The sequence below is a fragment of the Tessaracoccus sp. SD287 genome, from assembly GCF_017355265.1.
Taxonomy (GTDB): domain Bacteria; phylum Actinomycetota; class Actinomycetes; order Propionibacteriales; family Propionibacteriaceae; genus Aestuariimicrobium.
In genome coordinates, this window is record NZ_JADIJQ010000004.1 from 18,679 (window position 1) to 40,612 (window position 21,934).

Here is a 21,934-nt window from a genome sequence, read left to right on the forward strand (position 1 = left end):
CAACCCCAGGCCTGGCCTTGACGCCACCTGCCCGCGATCCAGACGGTTGCCCCTGCTTCGAAACAGGGGCAACCGCACGCGTCAGGTGCAGGTATGCCGCCAAGCCACCGACAGCGTCAGGCGCCCGCCGCCTTGGCCGCCAGCTTCTGCTCGATGGTCGCAATGATCGCCGGACGAAGCTCGGCGGCGCTGATCACCCGATCGACCGACCCGACCTCGACGGCACGGTGGATGCTGTGCACGCTGTCGAACTCGGCGGCGATCTCGTTGATCTTCTCGGCGCGCAACTCGGCCCGCAGGTCGGCCAACTCGATCGACAGGGCGCCTCGTTGCGGGCGGGCGGCCGCCGCGATGCGCTTCTCCAGGGCAGCCACCCGGGCATCGGCACTGGTCCGCTTGTTGACCTCGGCGGCAAAGACCACCGCCGCCGCCGGGGCACCACCCAGCACCGACGCGTAGGAACCCTCCAGCGCCAGCACCGTCATGTCCGGGTTCAACCGCTTCGAGAAGACCACGAAGGCGCCGCCGTGGTAGCGCGAGATCACCACGAACACGATCGGACCACGGAAGTTGACCATGGCCCGGCCGATCTCGGCGCCGTACTCCAACTGCAGGTTGCGCATTGATTCGGGCGACCCGTCGAAGCCGGACAGGTTCGCCAGCACCACCAGCGGACGGTTCCCCGAGGCGGCGTTGATGGCCCGGGCCACCTTCTTGGACGAGCGTGGGAACAGGGTGCCGGCGGTGAACGTGTCCGGACCGTCGGTCGGGGGGAAGCCGCCGCGGGTGATCTGCTGCGACTCGATGCCGACCAGCGTCACCGAATGGCCACCCAGGCGGGTGTCGACCACCACGGCCGTCTCGGCGTCGGCCATGCCGGCCCACCGCTCCAGCATGTCGGCGTCGGCGTCGGCGACGGCCTGCATCACCGTGCGAATGTCGAAGGGCTTCTTGCGGTCGGGGTTGTGCTCGGCGGAGAACACCTGACCGACCGTCGCGAAGTCATCCCCCGGGTGCGGGAAGTCGGACACGTCACGGTCCACTGGGTCGTTCGATCGGGCCCGACGGGGGCCCAACTCACCGGGCACGACGTAGGTGTACTCGTAGTGCTCCAGCACGATGTCCAGGGCGGCTGCCAGGTCAGGGGCCCAGTACTGCGCCTGCCCATTGGGACCCATGACCCGGTCGTAGCCGCCAATGCCGAAGTTGTCCTCGGCCGAAACCCCTCCCGAGAAGTCCAGCGACTGCTTGCCGGTGAGCACCATCGCCGAGTCGGGGGTCATCACCAGGATGCCCTTGGTGTGCATCAGCATGGTCGCCTCGGCGTTCCAGTACGGCTGGGCGCCGACATTGATGCCGGCCACCACGATGTTGATCTCGCCGCCGTCCTGGGTGAACTCCACGACCCGCTTCAGCGCTGCCGCGACCCAGTCCATGTTCTCGGTGCCCGATTCCATCGACACCCGGGCACCGGAGGAGACGGCGTACCACTCCAGCGGCACACCCATCCGTTCGGCCAGGTCGATGGCGGCGATCACCCTCACGCATTCCGGTTCCGACAAGGCACCCAACGCCTTGGTGGGGTCACCGCAGAGCACCACCCGGGTGATTCCCTCGGGGTGAAGGGTCGTCGGCGTGGTGACCACGGCGACGATCAGTCCGGCGGTGTTGAGGCCATGGGGACGGTCGACCGGCACGAGTCGTCCGGACGCGTCCAGGTCGTGCTCGACCAGACTGCCGCCACGCGAGAGGCTGTCGGCCAGTTCGTAGGGGTAGACCAGCCCACGACGGCGGGCGCGGGTGACCTTGCCGGCGTAGTCGTCGACGGGTTGCAGCGGCTCGGTGGGCGGGGCGATCAGGTCGGCGCCGGCACCACCCCCGGGCCGGGCCCGGAAACGAATGGCCGCCGGACGGCTGCGTCCGGTCGCGTTGACGATGCGACCCTGGGCCAGCACCTCCTCGATGCCTGTCCCGTCGGTCAGCGGACGGATCCGGTTCTGCAGGGTGGCCAACTGTTCAGGATTCGCGTCCAGGGCGGGCCAGACGGTGATCCAGACGTGGTTCATCTCCAGCTTGGACCCCTCGCGGCCCCGGGCGGTGCGCACCCGACGGATCGACTCCAGGCAGTGCAGCACCGCCCGTTCGGCGTGAGGCAGTGAGGTGACCTTGCCGGTGGCCGGGTCGCGCACCACCGACATCTGCCGCACCTGAGCAATCGCCACCAGGCGGCGGTCATTCGGGTTGCTGCGGGCCACGCATTCGTAGAGCAGCACGTCACCGGGGGCGTCCAGGCGGGTCAGTTCGAACTCGCGCAGACGCCACAGGTTCAGGCGGCGGGCCACCATCGGGTGGACGCCGCGCACCAGCACGTCCTCGTCCACCCCGCCGGCCTCCTCGGGTCGGAAGGTGAAGTACTCGACCGGCTGTTGCCCGGGCGGGGCCAGGGTCACCGCCACCCGGCGGGCACGCTGGACGAAGCCCAACCGGGACAGCGCCGCGCGCAGCGACTCGGCGGTGGCGTCACGGTCGGTCACCGGGTCAGCGGCCAGGTACAACTCGACCACGGTGTCGTGCCCATCGGCGAACTCAGCCGACAGGCGCTCGTCCAACGCGGTGCCGGCGGCCAGTTCCGCGGCGGTCGCAATGGTGACCAGCACCCGGGTGGGCCCGTGCTCACGGCTGCTGAACTCGGCGCGGACCAACGGCCAGGTCGTGTCGTTGCCGGGCACGTGGGTGATGCCAGCCAGGTTGTAGTCCTGGTAGTGGCGGCGCAGGATCACCTCCAGCAGCGGTTCCTCGCGGCTGGGACCTGCGAGCAGCCGGTCGCCGATGAACCCCACCAGTTGTTCGGGAATCGCGGCTAATGCCTCGATGCGGGCCTGCTTGTCGGGGGCGTCGGGCAGTGCCAGCTCGGCCACCTCGTCGGCGACCCCGGCCAGCACCCGGGTGCGTTCGGCGTCCACGGCGGGCTGGTCGAACCAGACGAAACGGACCGAGCGGGCCAGTTCCCCGACCAGGGGGAAGCGACGCTGGGTGGTGCGGACCAGGCGTTCGAGCAGGCTGCGGACGGTCTCGGCCTTTTCCTCGTCGGGGGCCGGCAGCGTGAGCCAGGTCTGCAACAGGGCGACGACGATGTCCACGTCGGTGCTGGTGCGCTGGGCCACGAAGATGCGGAACAGGGCGCGTTCCAGTTCGGGGGTGCGATCCAGCTCGTCGACGCCGTAGTACGCCAGCACCCGCAGCAGCTTGGCCCGGAAATGGCTGGGCAGGTTGCCCCGCTCGGCGTCCATGGTGTGCAGGAAGGTGTGGAAGTGCTCCCGGGCGCTGTGGACGCGCAGCTCCGAGCGCTGCTCCTCGTCGGCGGGGCGGTCACGGGTCAACTCGGCCAGGTCGGTGAACAGGGTCACCAGACCCATCTCGGCCTCGAGCGGGTCGACCCCGGACGCCGCCAGCGCTGCGCGCCCGGACTGGGCCGCCGCGACCACGGCCTTGACGCCGCCGTCTGCCGGGTCGTAGCCGAGCAGCAGGTCACGCAGCTGGTCGTGGGCCTGCGCGGCCCGGGCCGCGTCGTCCAGGGGGGTGCCCGGGTCGGTGGGCAGTTCGACATCGGCGCCGGTCTGGGCGGGGGCGGCGGTGTCGTCGCCCAGGGGCTCGATCCGTGCCAGCGGTTCGCCGGTCCCGACCTGGGTGCCGGTGCGCACCAGCAGTTCCTTCACCCGGCCCTCGACGGGGGTGCGCAGCGCCACCTCCATCTTCATCGCCTCCAGGACCACCACCGCGGCCCCGGCGGCGACGACGTCACCGACGGCGACGGGGGTGCCGACGACCAGCGCCGGCGCGGGGGAGCGCAGCACGCCGCCCTCGTCCCGGCTGATCCGGTGGGTGATGCCATTGACCTCCACCAGCTGGGTCGGCCCGTGGGAGGCCGTGACCACCCGATAGGTCGTGGTCCCGATGCGCAGCCGGGAATGGACGCCGTCGACGCGGTCGAACTGGGCCACCAGCGAGGCCGGCCCGGCGGCAGTGTCCAGGGTGACCTGGTAGCGGCCAAGCCCGGTGCCGCTGACGTGCAGGGTGTGGGTGGCTCCACGCAGCTTCAGCTCGGCCTTGCGGCTGGGCTCGTGGGTCAGCTGGGGACGACCGCCGCGGGCGGTGGTGAGCAGCTGGGCGATCTCGTCGTGCTCCTGTTCGGCGTAGAGCTCGATGGCGGCGGCCACGAGCGCCACCCCGGCGTGCCTGTCGGCGACCAGGCCCCCGTCGGCCATGGTGCGGTCGATCCAGCTGGTGTCGGCCCAGGCCGGCTCGCCGCGCAGCACCTCGGGGGCGTCCAGCAGTTCCAGGATGAAGCTCTTGTTGGTGGCGCCACCCTCGATGACCACGGTCGTCTCGAGCAGGGCACGGCGCAGACGGGCCAGGGCCTCGTTGCGGTCGGAGCCGTAGGCGATGATCTTGGCGATCATCGAGTCGAAGTCGGCGGGGATGGTGTCGCCCTCACTGACGCCGGTGTCGACGCGGACGCCGGGGCCGGCGGGGAACTCCAGCCGGGCGATCCGGCCGGGGGCCGGGGTGAAGTCGTGGTCGGGGTCCTCGGCGTTCAGCCGGGCCTCCACCGCGTGCCCACGCTCGGTGGGACGCTCACCGGTCAGACCGATGCCGGCTGCCACCTGCAACTGCAGCGCGACCAGGTCGAGTCCGGTGACCAGTTCGGTGACGGGATGCTCGACCTGCAGCCGGGTGTTGACCTCCAGGAACGCGAAGCTGCGCTCGCCCGGGTGGTAGAGGAACTCGACGGTGCCGGCGCCGGAGTAGTCGACGGCCAGCGCCAGGCGTTCGGCCGAGGCCTTCAGGTCGGCGACCTGGTCGGCATCGAGCAGCGCGCAGGCCGATTCCTCGATCACCTTCTGGTTGCGGCGCTGGACCGAGCAGTCGCGGACGCCGACGGCCCAGGCATTGCCATGGCCGTCGGCGATCAACTGCACCTCAACGTGGCGGGCGCCGCCGACCATCTTCTCCAGGAAGACCGTGCCATTGCCGAACGCGCGCTCGGCCTCGTCGCGGGTGCGCTGGTAGGCGTCCACCAGGTCCTCGTCGCGGTCGACGCGACGGATCCCGCGTCCGCCACCACCGGCGGTGGCCTTCAGCATCAGTGGGTAGCCGATGCGTCCGGCGGCGGCGACGGCCTCGTCCAGGGTGTTGACCGGGCCGTTGGACCAGGGGGCGACGGGCACGCCGGCCTGCTCGGCAATCAGCTTGGACCCGATCTTGTCGCCCAGTCGGCGCATCGCCTCGGCGCTGGGGCCGATGAAGGTGACTCCGAGTCGGGTGCACAGGTCGGCGAAGGCGGGGTCCTCGGCGACGAATCCCCACCCGACCCACGCGCCGTCGGCGCCGGTGTCGACCAACGCCTGCTCGAGGCGGGCCAGGTCAATGTAGGGACGATCGGCGGCCGCGCCGAGCAGGTAGGCCTCGTCGGCCTCGCGCACGAAGGTGGCACCGGCGTCCACGTCGGTGTGGAACGCGATCGTGCGGATCGGGGCGGCGTCGTCCCACTCGCGTTGCGCATTGAGGTCGCGCACGGCATGGATGAGGCGCATGGCGGCCTCGCCCCGGTTGACGATGGCAATTCGAGTGAGAGAAGTCACGCTCTCCACACTGTCACCTGTGGGCCGGGGTGTCCGTTGTGGGCCGAGGCCAAGGTCTGCGCCGGGCCTTTGGTGGGATCGGTCATGCAGCGTGGCCAACCACCCTTGGCCAACCATCTGATTCGGGTGATCGCGGACCGGCGCCGTCCTTCCGTGGTGTGCTGGACCCATGAACGACACCAGCAAGCGCCTCGGGTTCGACGACGTGTCCGCGGCCGGCCTGACCGGCTGGGTGCACATCCGTCGCAGCCTGCGCGCGATGTATCGTCCCGCCGATTTCATGGCCGGGCTCACCTTCGTCAACCGCATCGGTGAGGCGGCCCAGGCTGCCAACCACCACCCCGACATCACGCTGAAGTACTCGCTGGTGGCGGTCACCCTCAGCAGCCACGACGTCGGCGGCATCACCCAGCGCGACCTCGATCTCGCCTCCGCCATCACCCAGATCGCCGACGAACTCGGTCTGGCACCGCATTCGGACGCGATCACCGATGTGGGGTTCGCGCTGGACACGGCCAACACTCCCGCCGCCCTGGCGTTCTGGAAGGCTGCGACCGGGTGGGAGGCCTCCGAGGACGCCGTGCAGGACGCGGACGGATTGTTGCCCGAACTCTGGTTCCAGGACTCCGACAGCACCGAACCCGACCGCCAGCGGTTCCACCTCGACGTGGAGGTGCCCCGCGACCAGGTCGAGGCCCGCCTCGAGGCCGCGATCGCCGCCGGCGGCAGGCTGGTGGACGACGGTGCCGCCCCACGCTTCTGGGTGTTGGCCGACCCCGAGGGCAACAAGGTCTGCCTGTGCACCGCCCAGGACCGGTCGGCCTGACCCCGGCGCCAGACACGAAACCCGGACCGAACCCATGTCCTCAGCGCCCGGCCCCCGGTGGCACCTGCTGCTGTCCGGCGTGGTGATCGCGGCAATGGTGACCGCGCTGTTCCTGCCGTGGCGGGTGCCCGACGACCCCACGGCACGCACCATTGAAGGCCCCGAGGCGCTTCTGGGTGAGGTCGTCGTGGTGGTGCTGGCTGCGCTCTTCGTCCTCGTCAGTGCCCTCGTGATGCGTTCGGCCGGTGGTTGGCCGGCCCTGCTGGTGGCTCTTGGCATGGGGGTGATCGCCGTCGCGATGGTGGGGGGTGCGGTGGGCAGCATTGGCCAGGGCATTTGCTGGGACGGGCCGGACTTCCAGGGACGTCCGGTCGGTGATTGCTACACGCTGATTCCCGGCCCGGGCGCGTGGCTGGCCCTCGGTGCCGTGACCGCGGGCATGCTCGGGACCGGCGTCGCGCTCCTGCAGCGGCGCAGCGGCGTATCGTCCCGGCGGTCGCGCGAGGCCCAGCAAGGACCACTCGACTAGGCTGGACGCGTGCGCTACGTCTCGACCCGTGACCTCAACCAGACCCCCGTCAGCTTCAGCGACATCCTGCTCGCAGGCCTCGCCCCCGACGGCGGGCTGTACCTGCCCGAGCAGTACCCGCAGGTCGACGCCGCGACGCTCGCCGAGTGGCGCCGCGTCCTGGACGAGGACGGCTACGCCGCGCTTGGCGCCGAGATCCTCGGCCTCTACATTGACGACATCCCCGCCGAGGACCTGCGCGGCATCTGCGGGCGCGCCTGGAACGGTGAGGTCTTCGCCACCGACCAGGTCGTCCGGGTCACCAAACTTCCCGAATCCTCCGAGGCCAACGGCGGCATCTGGCTCGCGCACCTGTCCGACGGGCCGACGGCAGCGTTCAAGGACATGGCCATGCAACTGCTCGGCCACCTGTTCGAGTACGAACTGGCCCGCCGCGGCACCACCATGACCATCCTGGGCGCGACCAGCGGCGACACCGGTTCGGCAGCCGAGCAGGCGATGCTCGGGCGAGCCGGCATCGACGTGTTCATGCTCACCCCCGCCGGACGGATGACCCCCTTCCAGCAGGCGCAGATGTTCAGCATCGACGACCCGCACATCCACAACATCGCCATCGAGGGCGTCTTCGACGACTGCCAGGACCTGGTCAAGAGTGTCAACGGCGATGCCGAGTTCAAGCAGCGCCACCGGCTGGGGGCGGTCAACTCCATCAACTGGGCCCGGCTGCTCGCCCAGGTCGTCTACTACGTGGCCGCCTGGCTGCGGGTCACCGGCGCGTCCGGGGGCGGGGACGCCCAGCAGGTCAGCTTCGCGGTGCCGACCGGGAACTTCGGCAACATCTGCGCCGGTCACGTGGCCCGTCAGATGGGTCTGCCCATCAAGCAGCTGGTGCTGGCCACCAACGAGAACGACGTGCTCGACGAGTTCTTCCGCACCGGCGTCTACCGCGTCCGGTCCTCGTCCGAGACCGCCGCGACCAGTTCACCCTCGATGGACATCTCCAAGGCGTCCAACTTCGAACGTTTCGTCTTCGACCTGCTCGGACGAGACGTGGCCCGGCTGCGCAAGCGCTTCGTCGAGCAACTCGGCAACGAGGGGGAGTTCGACCTGTCGATGACCCCCGAGTTCGCCACCCTGCGGGAGCGGTTCGGGTTCGTCTCGGGCAGTTCGAACCACGCCGACCGGGTGATGACGATCCGCGGCCTGCATGCTGACGGCATCCTGGTCGACCCGCACACCGCCGACGGCGTCACCGTGGGCCGCGACCACCAGGGCGACGAGCCGATGATCGTGCTCGAGACGGCGCTGCCGGTGAAGTTCGCCGACACGGTGCTCGAGGCGACCGGGGCCTCACCCGAGGTTCCCGAGCGCTTCGCCGGGCTGCTCGAGGCTGAACGCCACGTCGACGACCTGCCCAACGATGCCGGCGCCTTGAAGGCCTACATCGCCGAGCGGGTCCCCGCCCACTGACTCAGGCCATCAACCGCAGGCCACGCGCCCCGGTCATGATCTGGCGGGCACGCGACCAGGAGCCGGCATGGTTGGCATAGGCGAAGACGTAGCCATCGGCGCGTTGACCGACCAGGTCGGCGCGTCCGTCGCCGGACAGGTCGCCCGGTGAGAAGGCCCGGACGAAGTCGTTCCATCCTCGTCCGACCTGCCTGGCGCCGCCGATGCCGCCGCTGGCGGTGCCGGCGTAGGACCACAGGGTGCCGTCACCGCGGATCGCCAGCACATCGGCCCGGCCATCCCCGGTGGTGTCACCGATGCCGATGATCTGGCGCATGCCGTTCCAGGACGTGCCGATGTGCTTGATGTTGGTGAGCCCGGTCGGGGTCAGCGTGTAACGGAACAGGGACCCGTCCGACGCCCGGCGGGCCACCACGTACTGGGTCGTGCCGCCGGCCAGGTTCCGCACCGGGACGATCTGGTCCATGCCACCCCAGTTCTGGCCGGCCTGCCGCCAGGCGGCGAGCCCGCCCTTGCCGTCCCCGCGGTAGATCCACAGCGAATGGTCGCCGCCGCGGCGGGCCAGCAGGTCGGACTGGCGATCCCCGGAGATGTCGGGAACCTGGCTGATGTGGGTCATCGTGCCCCAGCCGGTGCCCACCCGACCCACGAGTTGGGCGCTGGCGGTGGTGCTGCCGCGGTACAGCAGCAGCTCACCGGCGCTGTTCACGCCGAACAGGTCGGCCACACCGTCGCCGGTGTGGTCGCCCATGGCGCCCGACCCGCCCGATCCGCCGGGGGCGCCCAGCAGCGGGGTCAGACCGGCTGAGCTGGCGTAGGCACCGTAGTTGTAGACAAAGACGGTCCAGCGCGAGGTCGACGACGTCGCCACCCCGACCCCGAGGTAGTTGAACTGCGGCGTCAGGATGTTGGCGCGGTGGCCGGGGCTGCCCATCAACTGGGTGATGCTGCTGGCGCCGCTGGGATTGGACGCGGTGGTGGCGGAGATGTTCTCGGCGATGCGACTCCACCCACCGGGCATCCGCTGCGAGTAGTCGGCGATGGTGGTGATCGTCCCGTCGCAGTGGGCCAAGGAGTCGGTGCGGTCCAGGTGCTTGACCACCTCGAGGGCGCAGGTCTGGGCGACGGCGTTCAGCGGCGCCGAGAGTCGCAGCGCCCCCAGGCCGGCCTTCGCGCGTTCGGCATTGGTGGCGACGGTGGCGTCCCAGCGGTGCTGGTCCCACTGGTCGGCGCGGGCGGGGGAGGCGACCAGCAGGCTGAGGAGCAGGGAGACGACGATGATGAGGGGAAAGGTTCTGGAACGCATGGCGGGCCTCACGGGTGGGGGATGGGCTCACCCTAGTCGAGCCGACTTTTGCCAGGGCGGAGTCTGTCGGCTTGGAGCGGGGCGACCGCGACCGGTAGAGTGACCTCTTGGTCGTCCGCCACCGGGTGGACGGCTTGGCATATCGCCCTCCTGCCACGGGATCGACCCGTGGCCGTTGAGACCAGAGGAGGTGGAGATCGCGATGCGCAAGTACGAAGTCATGGTCATCATTGACCCCGACGTTGACGACCGCCAGGTTACTCCGCTCATTGAGAAGCACCTGAAGACCATCACGGATGGCAAGGGAACCGTCGACAATGTTGATGTCTGGGGCAAGCGTCGTCTCGCCTACGAGATCAACAAGAAGCCCGAAGGCACCTACGTCGTGCTGAACCTGACCGCTGAGCCTGCCGTCGTCCAGGAGATGGACCGTCTGATGACGATCGACGAGCAGATCACGCGCACCAAGGTGATGCGTCCTGACGCCCACTGAGCTTCGGCCCAGTACCACCCGGCGACCGTGAGGTTGTCCACAGGCTGAGTTCGCGGCACAGATTTCGTCGGCCCGCCATGGCAGGCTGACCCCACGAGCTCATCCACGTCCGACTTGGAGACACACATGGCAGGCGAAACTCCCATCACGTTGATCGGCAACCTCACCGCCGATCCTGATCTGCGGTTCACCCCTTCGGGTGCGGCTGTGGCCAACTTCACGGTGGCCTCGACCCCTCGGAACTTCGACCGTCAGACCAACGAGTGGAAGGACGGCGATGCCATGTTCCTCAACTGCTCGGTGTGGCGCCAGGCAGCCGAGAACGCGGCCGAGTCCCTGAGCAAGGGGATGCGTGTCGTCGTGACCGGTCGCCTGAAGTCGCGCAGCTACGAAACCCGCGAGGGTGAGAAGCGCACCGTCTTCGAGGTTGATGTCGACGAGGTCGGTCCCTCGCTCCGTTACGCGACCGCCAAGGTCACCCGCACCTCCTCCGGTTCCGGGGGCGGCCAGCAGGGTGGCGGCGGCAATGGTGGCGGCAACTGGAGCGGCGGCAATCAGCAGGGCGGCGGCAGTGACAACTGGTCGTCCTCTGGCAGCCAGGGTGGCAACCGTGGCGGCGGCAATGACCCCTGGGCCCAGGCCCAGAGCGACGAGCCCCCGTTCTGATCCACCCATCCCCGTCCAAACCCCCACCCCGGGGGACTAGGCACATTCCGGCGTGAGCCGGGCTTTCAGAAGGAGAGCACCACAATGGCCGGTCCACAGCGCAAGCCTGTGAACAAGAAGAAGATTGTCCCGATGAAGTCGGTCAAGATCGGCAAGATCGATTACAAGGACACCGCAACCCTGCGGAAGTTCATTTCGGAGCGTGGAAAGATTCGCGCACGCCGAGTCACCGGACTGTCGGTCCAGGAGCAGCGCAAGGTCGCCATCGCGATCAAGAACGCCCGCGAACTGGCCCTGCTGCCCTACGCATCCACCGCGCGCTGAGAACGCTGAGAAAGGGACAGACCATGAAGCTCATTCTCACCAGCCCGGTCGAAAAGCTGGGCATCCCCGGTGACGTCGTCGAGGTCAAGGACGGCTACGGCCGCAACTTCCTGGTGCCCAACGGTCACGCCATTGCGTGGAGCCGTGGCGCCGAGAAGCAGATCGATGGCATCAAGCGCGCCCGTGACGCTCGCGAGATCCGCGGTATTGAGCACGCCCAGGAAGTGCGTGCCCAGATCGAGGCCCTCACCGTCGAGCTGCCGGTCAACGCCGGCGACACCGGCCGACTGTTCGGAGCGGTCACCGCTGCCGACGTCGCCCAGGCGGTCAAGAAGGCCGGCGGCCCTGCCGTCGACAAGCGCGCCGTCGAGATCGGCAAGCCGATCAAGACCGTCGGCACCCACACCGTGGGCCTGAAGCTGCACGAGGGCGTCACCGCCCACATCGCGCTGCAGGTTGTCGCTGTCTGATCGACTCGTTGTTGAATCGGGCCCCGTCTCCACTCGGAGACGGGGCCCGATTTTGGTCGGTCCCCAGTGGGCACCTCTAGACTCACCCGGATGACCTCTGTTGCCCGCACCGCGCTCTCGGTGGCCGTGGCGACCAGCCTCTACGGCATCTCGTTCGGTGCCTTGGCCGTGGCGGCCGGCCTGTCCATCGTGCAGACCCAACTGCTCAGCCTGCTGATGTTCACCGGCGGTTCCCAGTTCGCCTTCGTCGCGGCCATGGGTGGTGGTGGCTGGGCGGCCGTCTCGGCCGCCTCGCTGATGGGCATCCGCAATGCGGTCTACGGGGCGCAGATGAATGCCGAATTGCGCCCGGTTGGCCTGCGTCGGGTGCTCGCCGCGCACGTCAGCATTGATGAGTCGGTGGCGGTGGCCATGTCCCAGCCGCGGGGCCGGGACCGGGCCAGGGGGTTCGCGCTGACCGGGTGGGGGGTCTTCCTCGGCTGGAATCTGCTGACCTTGGCGGGCGCCCTGGCGACCAGCCGGGTCGACACGGCCGCCTGGGGTCTGGACGGGGCCGCCGTGGCCGCCTTCGTCGGGCTGTTGTGGCCACGCCTGAAGAATCGTGAGGCCTGGTCCATCGCCGGGTTGGCGGCGCTGGCGGCGGTGCTGGTCACCCCCTGGCTGCCGCTCGGCACCCCGATCCTGGTGGCGGCGCTGGTCGCCGGACTGCTCGGCTGGCGGTGCGCCCGATGACCTGGTGGATCCTGCTGGCCTGCCTGGTGGCCTTCGCCACCAAACTGGCCGGGTACCTGCTGCCGGAATCGCTGCTCGAGAACCGGACGATGGTGGCGGTCACCTCGGCCATGACCATTGGACTGCTCGGCGCCCTGATCGCCACGAATGCGCTCACCAGGGGCATTCGCTGGCGCTCGACTCCCGCATCCTGGCGGTGGTGGTGGCCCTGGTCGCCCTGCGGTTGCGGGCGCCGTTCATCCTGGTGGTGGTCCTGGGCGCGGCCTCCGTGGCCTTGGGACGGGCACTCGGCCTGCCCTGAGCCCGGTGCGGGTCAGGACGAACGGAGCACCGCTTCGGGCTCGACGTGGTCGAGGTGGTGGGCACCGCCCACGGCCTGGTTGGTCAACACCCCCGCATGCGTCGACAGGCCCAACGCCAGCGCCGGGTCACCGGCGCAGGCCATCCGCCAGCCCTTGTCGGCCAGGGAGGTGACATAGGGCAGGGTCGCATTGGTCAGCGCCGAGGTCGAGGTCCGGGGCACCGCGCCGGGCATATTGCCGACGCAGTAGAACAGCGACTCGTGCACCCGGAAGGTCGGATGGGTGTGGGTGGTCGGATGACTGTCCTCGAAGCAGCCGCCCTGGTCAATCGCGATGTCGACCAGCACCGAGCCCTCGCGCATGGAGGCCACGTCCTCGTTGGTGACCAACTTCGGGGCGGCGGCACCCGGCACCAGCACCGCACCAATGACCAGGTCGGCGGTGGCGACGGCCTCGGTGACAGCCATCAGGTTCGAGGCGATGGTGCGCACGGCACCACCGAACTGCTGGTCGATCGCCCGCAGCGTGGGCAGGCTGATGTCCAGCACGGTGACGTGGGCGCGCTGGCCCAGGGCGATCTCGGCGGCCCGACGTCCGGCGACACCGCCGCCCAGGATCACCACATTGGCCGGGGCCACCCCGGGCACACCGCCCAGCAGCACCCCTCGTCCGCCCTGGGAACTCAGCAGGTGGTAGCCGCCGACAGCAGGCGCCAGCCGACCGGCGATCTCGCTCATCGGCGCCAGCAGCGGCAACGACCCATCGAGCAGTTGGACGGTTTCGTAGGCCAACGAGGTGACCCCGGAACTCATCAGCGTCTCAGTGAGGTGCTTGTCGGCGGCCAGATGCAGGTAGGTGAACAGGGTCAGACCCTGGCGCAGGTGGCCGTACTCCTCGGCGACCGGCTCCTTGACCTTCAGCACCAGTTCGGCCTCACCCCACAGGGAGTCGACGTCGGCGACGATGTCGGCCCCGGCCGAACGGTACTCCTCGTCGGTGAAGTGCGACCCGACGCCGGCCCCGGCCTCGACGGCCACGCTGTGCCCGTGCTCGACCAGGTGGTGGGCACCCGACGGGGTCAGCGCCACCCGGTTCTCCTGGTCCTTGACCTCGCGCGGGACGGCGATCCGCATGGCGTCTCCTGAATGGTGTGGTGTGCTGTCGGTGGGTGCTGCCCTTGCATCCTGCCACCCCGCGAGTGGGTGCGCACCGGACGACGCCCGACGCGCGGTGGCACACTTCGGTTGTGCATCCTGTGCTGGCCATCAACAAGGTGTCCGGTCGGTGGCCGGTCGCGCTGAAAGCAGCGATCGCGGTCGCCGGACCGGTCTTCGTCGCCGCGTGGGTGGGCGATGCGCGGTCGGGTCTGCACACCGGACTGGGTGCCTTCACGGTGCTCTACGGTCCCTACACCGCAGGACGATTCCGGGTCCGGCTGATGGTCCTGGTGGCCGCGGCGCTGACCCTGTGCACCGCGGTCGGGGTGCTCACCCACCCCTGGCGGGTCGACACCGAGCAGGCGGCCGAGGACCGCCGTCACCTGTACTTCGAACTGCTCGAGTTGCAGCATGTTACCAACCAGTCACTGGTCGATCAGCCCCACCAGGTCGGGCCGTACCGGACGATGTTCACGGCGCTGGCAGATCTGGGCTACAGCGTGCTGGGGCCCTGTTGGCACCCCGAGACCTACCGGGTCAGGCGGGCTGCGTCGCGGGCGTCGTCCGCCGTGGCCGTGATCATGGCGCACCCGGTGACCCGACGCCGTCCGGCCCAGGACCTGTTGGCCGAGGTCGAGGCCGCCCGCAGCACCCTGAACGACTGGTCCTGAGCACCCTCAGAACCCGGCGCTGGACCACACCTTGCCGGACGCGGTCACCAGTTCGACGCGTTGCAGCCCCGATGCGGGGGCGGGCACGACCCAGGACGCGGACTGGTCGTCCATCGTGTAGCTGCCGGCGTTGCGTCGAAGCCCGGCCCGGTCGACGATGACGCAGTCGTAGGTGAGCCCGGCGCGTCCTGCCGTGATGCTGACAACCACCTGCTGGCGTCCGTCCAGGGTGAGCAGGGCGACGTTGCCCACCTGGGCGCCCTGATTGGTGAGCAACGGCACCGATGCCACCTGTGCGGGCTCAGCGGGCCCGGGGGAGCGCACCAGCAGGGTGCCGCCGACGCCCAGCAGGGCACCCACCAGCATCGCCGCCGCCACCAGCAGCGCGGCGGTCCTACGTCCGAGCCCGCGGGCAGGCGCCCGGTGGGTGGCAGCCGCCAGGGGCGTGGCGGGGGGATCCGAGAGTCCCATCCGGTCGAGCACCCGCCCGGAGAAGCCTGCGGGCGGGGCGATCGCGGGGGTCGCCGCCAGCACCTGTTGCACGTCCAGGTCAATGGACGCGTACTGCCCGCGACAACTGCCGCAGCCAGCCAGGTGGTCGTTCAGGGCTGCGGCCTGCTCCGTGGGGACGTCGCGCAGCGCCAGGGCCACGAGGTCGTCGAACGGGGGATGCTGCTCAGTCATGGTCGCCCACCTCCAGGGAACGTCGCAGTCGCCGCAGGCCGGTACGGATTCGGGTCTTGGCGGTGCCCAGCGGAATGTTCTCGTGGTCGGCGACCTGTTGGGCGGTGTGGCCGCCGATGACGGCCAGGATGACGGCGCGGGCCTGTTCGACCGGCAGCTGCGAGACCTGCCGTGCTGCCTCCACCGCCTCGAGGTGGACGCCGATGTCACCCTCGGCCCGCCCACGCAGGGTGGTCGAGACCAGTTGTTCGAGCAGGTCGCGGTCGGTGGGCGTGGCCCGCCGCGCCCGCAGTGCGTCAATGGCCAGGTTCCTGGTGATGGTCAACAACCAGGTCAGCACCGACCCGCGGCGCGGGTCATAGGTCTGGGCGGCACGCCATGCCCGCAGAAAGGCCTCCTGGCTGACGTCCTCGGCCAGTCCGCGATCGCGGGTGATCGAGACCGCCACCCCGAAGACCGGTCCCTCGAACCGTCGGACGAAGGCGACGGTGGCCTGCTCATCGTTGACCGCCAGGCCCGCCACCAGGGCAGCGTCCGGCGCCCGGTCGGCCAGCGAGAACATCGTCACATGAGGTGATACGTCCGGGGTGCCCGCAGGGATTGCCTCGGGACGCAATCTCTCGCGCCGTTTCACGCGTATCACTGACAACCCCCTTCCCGGGGTTGGCGACGCGCAGCGCGCCGTCCTTCATCAAGGAGGAACCATGCCCAGTCCGTCAGCATTCCGCAGCATCCTCGCCGCCGGGTGCACCCTCGCCGTGCTCGCGCTCGCCAGTTGTTCGGCCGACTCCGCCGACCCGGCGGCCACGGCGGCGCCGTCCACGTCGGTCCAGTCCACCACGACCACGGCGCAGACGTCGTCCGAGTCATCGATGTCCCAGACCTCCAGTTCCCAGACCTCCAGTTCCGAGACCTCGGGCAGCACGGACGCGTCCACCACCGCGTCGCCCGCCGCCGGCGCCGTGCTGGCCCTGAAGATGGCCGACAACCCGCTCGGGTCGATCCTGGTCGACGGCGCGGGGATGACCCTGTACATGTTCACCAAGGACAGCGCCAACACCAGTGCCTGCGAGGGCCAGTGCCTGGTCGCCTGGCCGCCACTGATCGGCGTCCCGACCGAAGGTGCGGGCGTCGATGACTCGAAGCTCGGCTCGTTCACCAGGGCCGACGGCCGGGTCCAGGCGACCTACAACGGTTGGCCGCTGTACTACTGGATGAATGACGCCAAGCCGGGCGACGCCACCGGCCAGAAGGTGCAGGGCGTCTGGTACGTGCTGGACCGCGACGGCGAACCGATCAAGTAGCCGACGATGAACGTCTTCGGGCTGCCACTGCACCCCCTGGTGGTGCACGCTGTCGTCATCCTGGTGCCGTTGGCAGCACTCGGCGCACTGTTGGTGGTCGCGCTGCCCCGACTGCGCCCCGCCTATGGCTGGTTGACGGTGGCGTTCGCGGCGGCGGGGGCCGCCTCGGCGATCGTCGCCCGGATCTCGGGCCAGGCACTGGCCGAGGACCTCGCGCTCACCAACTCGGCGCGGGTGGCCCGGCACATGGCGCTCGGCGCCTGGACGCCCTGGCCGACGCTCGTCCTGGCGTTGTCCCTGGCCGGGTTCACCTGGGCCACCCGGCACCGGGGCGAGGACCGGAAGGTGACCCTGGTTCGGGTCAGCGGGGCTGCGACGGTCGTCGCCGCGGTCGTCAGTCTCGTCCTGGTGGGGTTGACGGGCCATGCCGGCGCGGCCGCGGTGTGGGGCACCTAGCGGGGCGCGGCGTGGGTGAATGACACCGGTGTAGTTCTCCCCAGGTGTGGACAACCCTGTGGACAACTCATGGAGGGGGTCAGGGGGTGCCGATGGAGCGTCGCCCACGCAACGCGCCGAAGAGGTTCCTGAGTTGTGAGGTGCGGTGCCGCAGACCCATCAGGGTGGTCGTCTTGATGGCCTCCTTGACGACGTGACTGCCCATCTTGGAGTCGCCGCGTTCGCGTTCGATGAAGTCGATCGGCACCTCGACGATCCGGTAGCCCTTGCGGTAGGCGTTCCAGGTCAGGTCACGCTGGATGCCGTAGCCCTGGCGGTCAATGGCACCGCCGCTGATGATGTCGCGCAGCACCGGTGCCTTGAAGGCATTCAACCCACCGGTGACGTCCTTGATCGGCATGCCGAGCATCACCTGGATGTAGAGCGAGCCGCCGCGGCTGAGGAACTCGCGCGACTTGGGCCAGTTCACGATGGAACCGCCCGGCACCCAGCGCGACCCCTTGACCATGTCGGCGCCCTCGACCAGGGCCGTGAGCAGACGGGGGAGTTGCTCGGGCTGGTGGGACCCGTCGGCGTCGTGCTCCACCACCACGTCATAGCCCTGTTCCAGGGCCCACTCGAAGGAGTCCAGGTAGGCGGCACCCAGCCCCTCCTTGCCGCGACGGTGGTTCACGTGGACGTGGTCGTCGGCGGCGGCGAGGTCGTCGGCCAGGCGGCCGGTGCCGTCGGGGGAGTTGTCGTCGGCCACCAGGATGTGGGCCTCGGGCACCGACGTGCGCAGCCGCCTGACGATCGGCTCGATGTTCTCGACCTCGTTGTAGGTGGGAATGATCACCAGCACCTTGCCCAGACCGGGGTACTCATCAGCCATGTCGTGCTCCTTCCAGCGGCGGTTTGCCTCGGCCCCACGCTACCGGGCCGCGGTGTCTCGGCGCGCTGGCGCATCGCCTTTCACTGCCGGGGCGCGGTCCCGGGGGGCAGTCCTGGGCCAATGGTCTCCAACAGCACCTCCGGATGATCACGCCTGACCCACTTCACCTGCCATTCATCGGCGAACAAGGCCAGCAGGACCCCGTCGGAACGGGCGGCCACCTCGACGCCCTGGCGTTGTTCCACCACGGGGGCGTCGGCGGCGGTCGTGGCCAGGGCCAGGGTGTAGGGCAGGTTCTCGAGCAGCACCGGGCAACTGAACTCGCTCTCCATGCGGTGGGAGGCCACCTCGAACTGCATCGGGCCCACCGCGGCGAGGATCGGCGCGTTGCCGGGACGACGCTCGGAGCGCAACACCTGGATGACGCCCTCCTGGTCGAGCTGGTCGATGCCGCGCAGGAACTGCTTGTACCGCGACGGGTCTCGGGGGCTCGCCACCCGGAAGTGCTCGGGGGCGAAGGGCGGGATGGGTGGGAAGCTGACCGCCGGACCGGTGTAGAGGGTGTCCCCGGCACGCAGGTCGCCGGCATTGACCAGGCCAATGATGTCGCCCGGGTGAGCGGTGTCCAGGGTTTCGCGCCCGCGACCCATGACGCTGTGCACGTACTTTGTGGCGAAACCGCGTCGGGTGCGGGCATGGGTGACCACCTCACCGCGCTCAAAGCTGCCTGAGCAGACCCGTGCGAACGCGAGGCGGTCGCGGTGGGCGCGGTCCATCCCGGCCTGCACCTTGAACACCTGGGCGCTGAACGGGGCGTCGAGTTCGCGGACCCGGCCCTGGGTGTCCGGACGGGGGCTGGGAGAGGGGGCGAGGCGTTCCAGGACGTCCAGCAACTGGCCGACGCCGAAGTTGAGGGCAGCGGCGGTGAACAGCACCGGGGTCGAGTCCTGGGCCAAGAAGGAGTCCTGGTCATGGTCGTAGTCGTCGGCCGACAGCAGTTCGTGCTCCTCCTGGGCGGTCGTCCAGTCCTGGCCGATCTCGGCCAGTGCCTCCTGCGGATCGAGCCGTTCCTGCCCGGCCAGGGTGCTGCCGCCCGCGGTGCGGGTGAACCGGATGAAGTCGCCGGTGGCGCGGTCGACCACACCGTGGAAGTCGCCGGCGATGCCGACGGGCCAGGTCAGCGGAGTGGGACGCATGCCCGTGCGCACCTGGATCTCGTCCAACAGTTCCAGGGCCTCCAGGCCGGGGCGGTCCCACTTGTTGACGACGGTGATGATCGGGATGCGCCGCGCCCGGCACACCTCGAACAACTTCATGGTCTGGGTCTCCATGCCCTTGGCGGCGTCCAGCAGCATCACTGCGCAGTCGACGGCGGTGAGCACCCGGTAGGTGTCCTCGGAGAAGTCTGCGTGGCCGGGGGTGTCCACCAGGTTCAACAGCGCACCGCCATGGCTGAACTGCAGCGCCGAGGAACTGATGGAGATGCCGCGAGCGCGTTCCATGTCCATCCAGTCCGACACGGTGGCGCGGCGTCCCGCCTTGCCGTGGGTGGCGCCGGCCTCACCGATCACCTGGGCGTGCAACAGCAACGCCTCTGTCAGGGTGGACTTGCCGGCGTCGGGGTGACTGATCACCGCGAAGGTGCGACGGGTCGATGCCTCGTCTGCTGCATGCGAGCCGTGTGCCACGCGATGGGCTCCTTTCGCCAGTCGCCCAGCATACGCCGGTGGCGGCAGGGGACCGCCCACCCGGCTCACAGCCGACTGGTGGCCTCCTGCAGCAGCGAGCCCGGTTCGAGCCACATGGACGGGTAGTTGCCGTGCCACAGCTTGTTCCCGTCCTCGTCGATGAGGACGAATCCGTGACCCGGCAGGCCGGGGTGCATCCCCTTGTCGAGGGTGTCGTAGGCCTTTGACACGGTGCCGTCGTCCAGCAGGTACGGGGTGGTGACCGAGAAGGTGTCCAGGTCGGGCTGGATCTGCTCGCGGGTGTTCATCACGATCGGCAGCACGACGATTCCAGCCTGCTTGAAGCCGGGCTCCTTCTCGATGGCCGCCATCTGCTGCGTGCACGAGCCGCATCCGGCGCCTTCATTGAAGTACAGCAGCACCGGCTTGCCCCGATAGTCCGACAGCGACACGGTCGTGCCAGCCGTCGTGGCGAGGCTGAACCCGGGTGCCTTGCCCGAGGCCTCACCCTGTTCGGGCTGGGCACTCCACAGGCCATAGGTCACGATTCCGATGATGGCCAGGGTGACGACGCCGGTGACGAGCCGCATCCACACTTGCAGACGCCTCTGGCGCGACGCCTGCTGGACCTGCAATCCGTGGAGGTGCTCGCGTCGGCTGGTGGTGGTGGTGTCCTTGGTTGACATGGTCAGTCCCTCGCTGCAGCTGTGGTGTCGTGGCAGGACGGTGATTCCGCTGCCGTGGTGTCCGGTCCGGTGTCCGGTCCGGTCGGCGTGGCTGGACGTCGCCTGTCACGCAGGGTGAACCAGACGAACAGGCCGACCAGCATCAGCAACCCGATGCCCAGGAGCGGCTCGGGCACCGGGGACAGCCACCGCAGAGTGGTCTGTGCGGCCCCGGTGACCCCATCGCCGGCTGCCCGCTGGAACCAGTTCCCCGTGCCGGTCATCGTCGCCGCGCCCGCCAGGGTGATCACCCACACGCCCATCACGATGAAAGTGATGGCCACCAGCAGGTTCACCGAGTTGGTGCGCAAGGTGCGGCCCGCCACGCTCAGCCGGATCGGGCGCGCCTTGCCCCAGCCCCGTTCCCGGACCCGCGCCGCGTCCCACACCAGCGCCATCACGAACAGGGGCACGACCATGCCGAACACGAAGGCCAACCCAAGCAGCAAGCCGCCGGCGGGGTTACCTGACAGCGCCGACAACGTCATCACGCCGGCCAGAACAGGTGCGCAGCAACTGGACGCGATGCCCGAGAAGACGCCGAGGCTGAAGAACGTGGCGGTGTCACCGCGGGTGGCGTCCGGTGCCCGCAGGACCGACGGCATCGACCACATCCGGCCGCTCAGGGCCAGCAGGCCAAGCGCGATCATGAGCAGGCCGCCAGCCCAGTAGAGCACCTGGTGGTACTTGGCGATGGCGCCAGCCAGCAGGCTCACGCCGAGCGTGATGGGGACGAGGACGAGGGCCAGACCGCCGGCGAAGACGAACGTGAGTGGCAACAGACGCCAGCGGTTGTTCTTCACCGCCGCAGCCAGGTAGGACGGCGCCAGGAAGACGATGCAGCAGGGCGCGAACAGGGCGACCGCCCCGGCGAAGAAGGCGGCCAGGATGCTGCCGGTGGCGAGCAGCTCAGATCCCATGAACCGCACCTCTCGAGGCGAGCGCGCGGTCCAGCTTCCGGCGCGGCATCCTGCCGGAACTGAAGAACGCGCCGTCCAGCAGGACGAGGGGGAACATCTGGGGCCGGTGTTCCGACAGCAGTGCGCGTCCTCGTTCTGAGTCGGCGGGCACCACGTCGAGGTGCAGGACTCCGCTGGCCGCGCGCTCGTCCAGATCCGCGTGGGTGTCCTCGCACCAGTGGCATCCTTCGCTGGTGACCAGGGTGATGGCCGGCCGCGTGGCGATGGCCGTGTCGCGGACGGGGGGTGTTGAATGACGATTCACGCTCAACATGCTTCCTCGGTCGTCCCGGGCGGGCGATCAAGCGAGGGTCAAGATTCGATCAGGGGGGGTGTGAGTTCGGTCACGCTCGCGGGTCGGTGGAGCAGTCCCGCCGTGGCGAGCGCGGCCTCGTGCGCTTGCCCGGTCAGCGCAGAGGCATCAGTGTCAGCTTGCCCCACGCATCGGCGAAGGTGATCGTCAAGGAGTTTCAGAGCGAGCGAGTCGAGCGCGTGGGTGACGGCGCTTACCTGCGTGAGGATGTCGACGCAGGCAGCGTCCCTGGTGATCATGAGGCTCAGGCCACGGACCTGGCCTTCGATGCGGGATAGACGGGCGATGAGCATGCGCCGGTCCGTTCCAGAGTCGGGCATGCTCATCGCCAATGTCGCTTGGTGGG

At 69.4% G+C, this 21,934-nt stretch carries 22 protein-coding genes; 11 read left to right on the top strand and 11 right to left on the bottom strand.

All coding sequences use genetic code 11. The features are described 5' to 3' along the window. Positions 1-116: 116 nt before the first annotated feature. Positions 117-5,642, bottom strand: coding sequence for a carboxyl transferase domain-containing protein (locus tag IPV09_RS02605; RefSeq protein WP_370590191.1), 5,526 nt, complete (start codon positions 5,640-5,642; stop codon positions 117-119). A 169-nt stretch (positions 5,643-5,811) separates the two neighbouring features. Here IPV09_RS02605 and IPV09_RS02610 point away from each other — a divergent pair, with 169 nt between their 5' ends. From IPV09_RS02610 to thrC, 3 genes are read left to right on the top strand one after another with little or no spacing between them, the layout of a single operon-like run. Next, positions 5,812-6,468 carry a 4a-hydroxytetrahydrobiopterin dehydratase gene (locus IPV09_RS02610; RefSeq protein ID WP_207473502.1) on the top strand — a complete coding sequence of 219 codons (657 nt, stop codon included), beginning with the start codon at positions 5,812-5,814 and terminating at the stop codon, positions 6,466-6,468. A 34-nt stretch (positions 6,469-6,502) separates the two neighbouring features. Next, a complete protein-coding gene (locus IPV09_RS02615) occupies positions 6,503-6,997 on the top strand; it encodes a hypothetical protein (protein WP_207473503.1) in 495 nt (164 codons plus the stop codon). Between the two features lie 9 nt (positions 6,998-7,006). After that, on the top strand, positions 7,007-8,467 hold the full coding sequence (gene thrC, locus IPV09_RS02620; protein WP_207473504.1) for a threonine synthase: 1,461 nt from the start codon (positions 7,007-7,009) through the stop codon (positions 8,465-8,467). Position 8,468: 1 nt separating this feature from the next. Here thrC and IPV09_RS02625 read toward each other — a convergent pair whose 3' ends face one another. Then, a complete protein-coding gene (locus IPV09_RS02625; protein WP_207473506.1) occupies positions 8,469-9,773 on the bottom strand; it encodes a CAP domain-containing protein in 1,305 nt (434 codons plus the stop codon). Between the two features lie 202 nt (positions 9,774-9,975). On the opposite strand from IPV09_RS02625, the gene rpsF reads away from it, so the two are divergent. The 5 genes from rpsF to IPV09_RS02650 all read left to right on the top strand — a co-directional run bounded on the left by rpsF (position 9,976) and on the right by IPV09_RS02650 (position 12,458). Continuing rightward, positions 9,976-10,266 carry a 30S ribosomal protein S6 gene (rpsF, locus tag IPV09_RS02630; protein WP_207473507.1) on the top strand — a complete coding sequence of 97 codons (291 nt, stop codon included), beginning with the start codon at positions 9,976-9,978 and terminating at the stop codon, positions 10,264-10,266. 126 nt (positions 10,267-10,392) lie between these two features. Beyond that, on the top strand, positions 10,393-10,932 hold the full coding sequence (locus IPV09_RS02635; RefSeq protein ID WP_207473508.1) for a single-stranded DNA-binding protein: 540 nt from the start codon (positions 10,393-10,395) through the stop codon (positions 10,930-10,932). Positions 10,933-11,016: 84 nt separating this feature from the next. Continuing rightward, a complete protein-coding gene (gene rpsR / locus IPV09_RS02640; protein WP_207473509.1) occupies positions 11,017-11,256 on the top strand; it encodes a 30S ribosomal protein S18 in 240 nt (79 codons plus the stop codon). Positions 11,257-11,279: 23 nt separating this feature from the next. Next, complete coding sequence (rplI, locus tag IPV09_RS02645; protein ID WP_207473510.1) at positions 11,280-11,726, top strand: 50S ribosomal protein L9; 447 nt, start codon at positions 11,280-11,282, stop codon at positions 11,724-11,726. A 90-nt stretch (positions 11,727-11,816) separates the two neighbouring features. After that, positions 11,817-12,458 carry an AzlC family ABC transporter permease gene (locus IPV09_RS02650; protein ID WP_207473511.1) on the top strand — a complete coding sequence of 214 codons (642 nt, stop codon included), beginning with the start codon at positions 11,817-11,819 and terminating at the stop codon, positions 12,456-12,458. A 313-nt stretch (positions 12,459-12,771) separates the two neighbouring features. On the opposite strand, the gene ald is transcribed toward IPV09_RS02650, so the two are convergent. Continuing rightward, entirely contained in the window at positions 12,772-13,893 is a 1,122-nt protein-coding gene (gene ald / locus IPV09_RS02655; RefSeq protein WP_207473512.1) for an alanine dehydrogenase, read from the bottom strand. A 113-nt stretch (positions 13,894-14,006) separates the two neighbouring features. Here ald and IPV09_RS02660 point away from each other — a divergent pair, with 113 nt between their 5' ends. Further along, positions 14,007-14,588, top strand: a complete 582-nt coding sequence (locus IPV09_RS02660) for a hypothetical protein (protein WP_207473514.1) — start codon at positions 14,007-14,009, stop codon at positions 14,586-14,588. A gap of 6 nt (positions 14,589-14,594) precedes the next feature. Here the strand turns inward: IPV09_RS02660 and IPV09_RS02665 are convergent, their stop codons facing one another. Both IPV09_RS02665 and IPV09_RS02670 read right to left on the bottom strand, forming a co-directional pair. Next, on the bottom strand, positions 14,595-15,272 hold the full coding sequence (locus IPV09_RS02665; RefSeq protein ID WP_207473515.1) for a hypothetical protein: 678 nt from the start codon (positions 15,270-15,272) through the stop codon (positions 14,595-14,597). Further along, positions 15,265-15,834: an RNA polymerase sigma factor gene (locus IPV09_RS02670; RefSeq protein ID WP_242681166.1), complete on the bottom strand. Its 570-nt coding sequence runs from the start codon at positions 15,832-15,834 to the stop codon at positions 15,265-15,267. The genes IPV09_RS02665 and IPV09_RS02670 overlap by 8 nt, the downstream gene beginning before the upstream one ends. Positions 15,835-15,976: 142 nt before the next feature. Here IPV09_RS02670 and IPV09_RS02675 point away from each other — a divergent pair, with 142 nt between their 5' ends. Both IPV09_RS02675 and IPV09_RS02680 read left to right on the top strand, forming a co-directional pair. After that, positions 15,977-16,576: a hypothetical protein gene (locus IPV09_RS02675; protein WP_207473517.1), complete on the top strand. Its 600-nt coding sequence runs from the start codon at positions 15,977-15,979 to the stop codon at positions 16,574-16,576. Between the two features lie 6 nt (positions 16,577-16,582). Then, a complete protein-coding gene (locus tag IPV09_RS02680; RefSeq protein ID WP_207473518.1) occupies positions 16,583-17,032 on the top strand; it encodes a DUF2231 domain-containing protein in 450 nt (149 codons plus the stop codon). A gap of 79 nt (positions 17,033-17,111) precedes the next feature. On the opposite strand, the gene IPV09_RS02685 is transcribed toward IPV09_RS02680, so the two are convergent. The 6 genes from IPV09_RS02685 to IPV09_RS02710 form a co-directional block, all read right to left on the bottom strand. After that, complete coding sequence (locus IPV09_RS02685; RefSeq protein ID WP_207473519.1) at positions 17,112-17,903, bottom strand: polyprenol monophosphomannose synthase; 792 nt, start codon at positions 17,901-17,903, stop codon at positions 17,112-17,114. Between the two features lie 80 nt (positions 17,904-17,983). Further along, positions 17,984-19,591 (bottom strand): peptide chain release factor 3, encoded by a 1,608-nt coding sequence (locus IPV09_RS02690; RefSeq protein ID WP_207473520.1) that lies wholly within the window; start codon positions 19,589-19,591, stop codon positions 17,984-17,986. 65 nt (positions 19,592-19,656) lie between these two features. Further along, positions 19,657-20,277: a peroxiredoxin gene (locus IPV09_RS02695; protein ID WP_207473521.1), complete on the bottom strand. Its 621-nt coding sequence runs from the start codon at positions 20,275-20,277 to the stop codon at positions 19,657-19,659. A gap of 2 nt (positions 20,278-20,279) precedes the next feature. Further along, positions 20,280-21,236: a cytochrome c biogenesis CcdA family protein gene (locus IPV09_RS02700; RefSeq protein WP_207473523.1), complete on the bottom strand. Its 957-nt coding sequence runs from the start codon at positions 21,234-21,236 to the stop codon at positions 20,280-20,282. Continuing rightward, complete coding sequence (locus tag IPV09_RS02705) at positions 21,226-21,540, bottom strand: glutaredoxin (protein ID WP_242681151.1); 315 nt, start codon at positions 21,538-21,540, stop codon at positions 21,226-21,228. The genes IPV09_RS02700 and IPV09_RS02705 overlap by 11 nt, the downstream gene beginning before the upstream one ends. 47 nt (positions 21,541-21,587) lie before the next feature. Further along, positions 21,588-21,914, bottom strand: a complete 327-nt coding sequence (locus tag IPV09_RS02710) for a metal-sensitive transcriptional regulator (protein ID WP_242681152.1) — start codon at positions 21,912-21,914, stop codon at positions 21,588-21,590. Between the last annotated feature and the right edge of the window lie 20 nt (positions 21,915-21,934).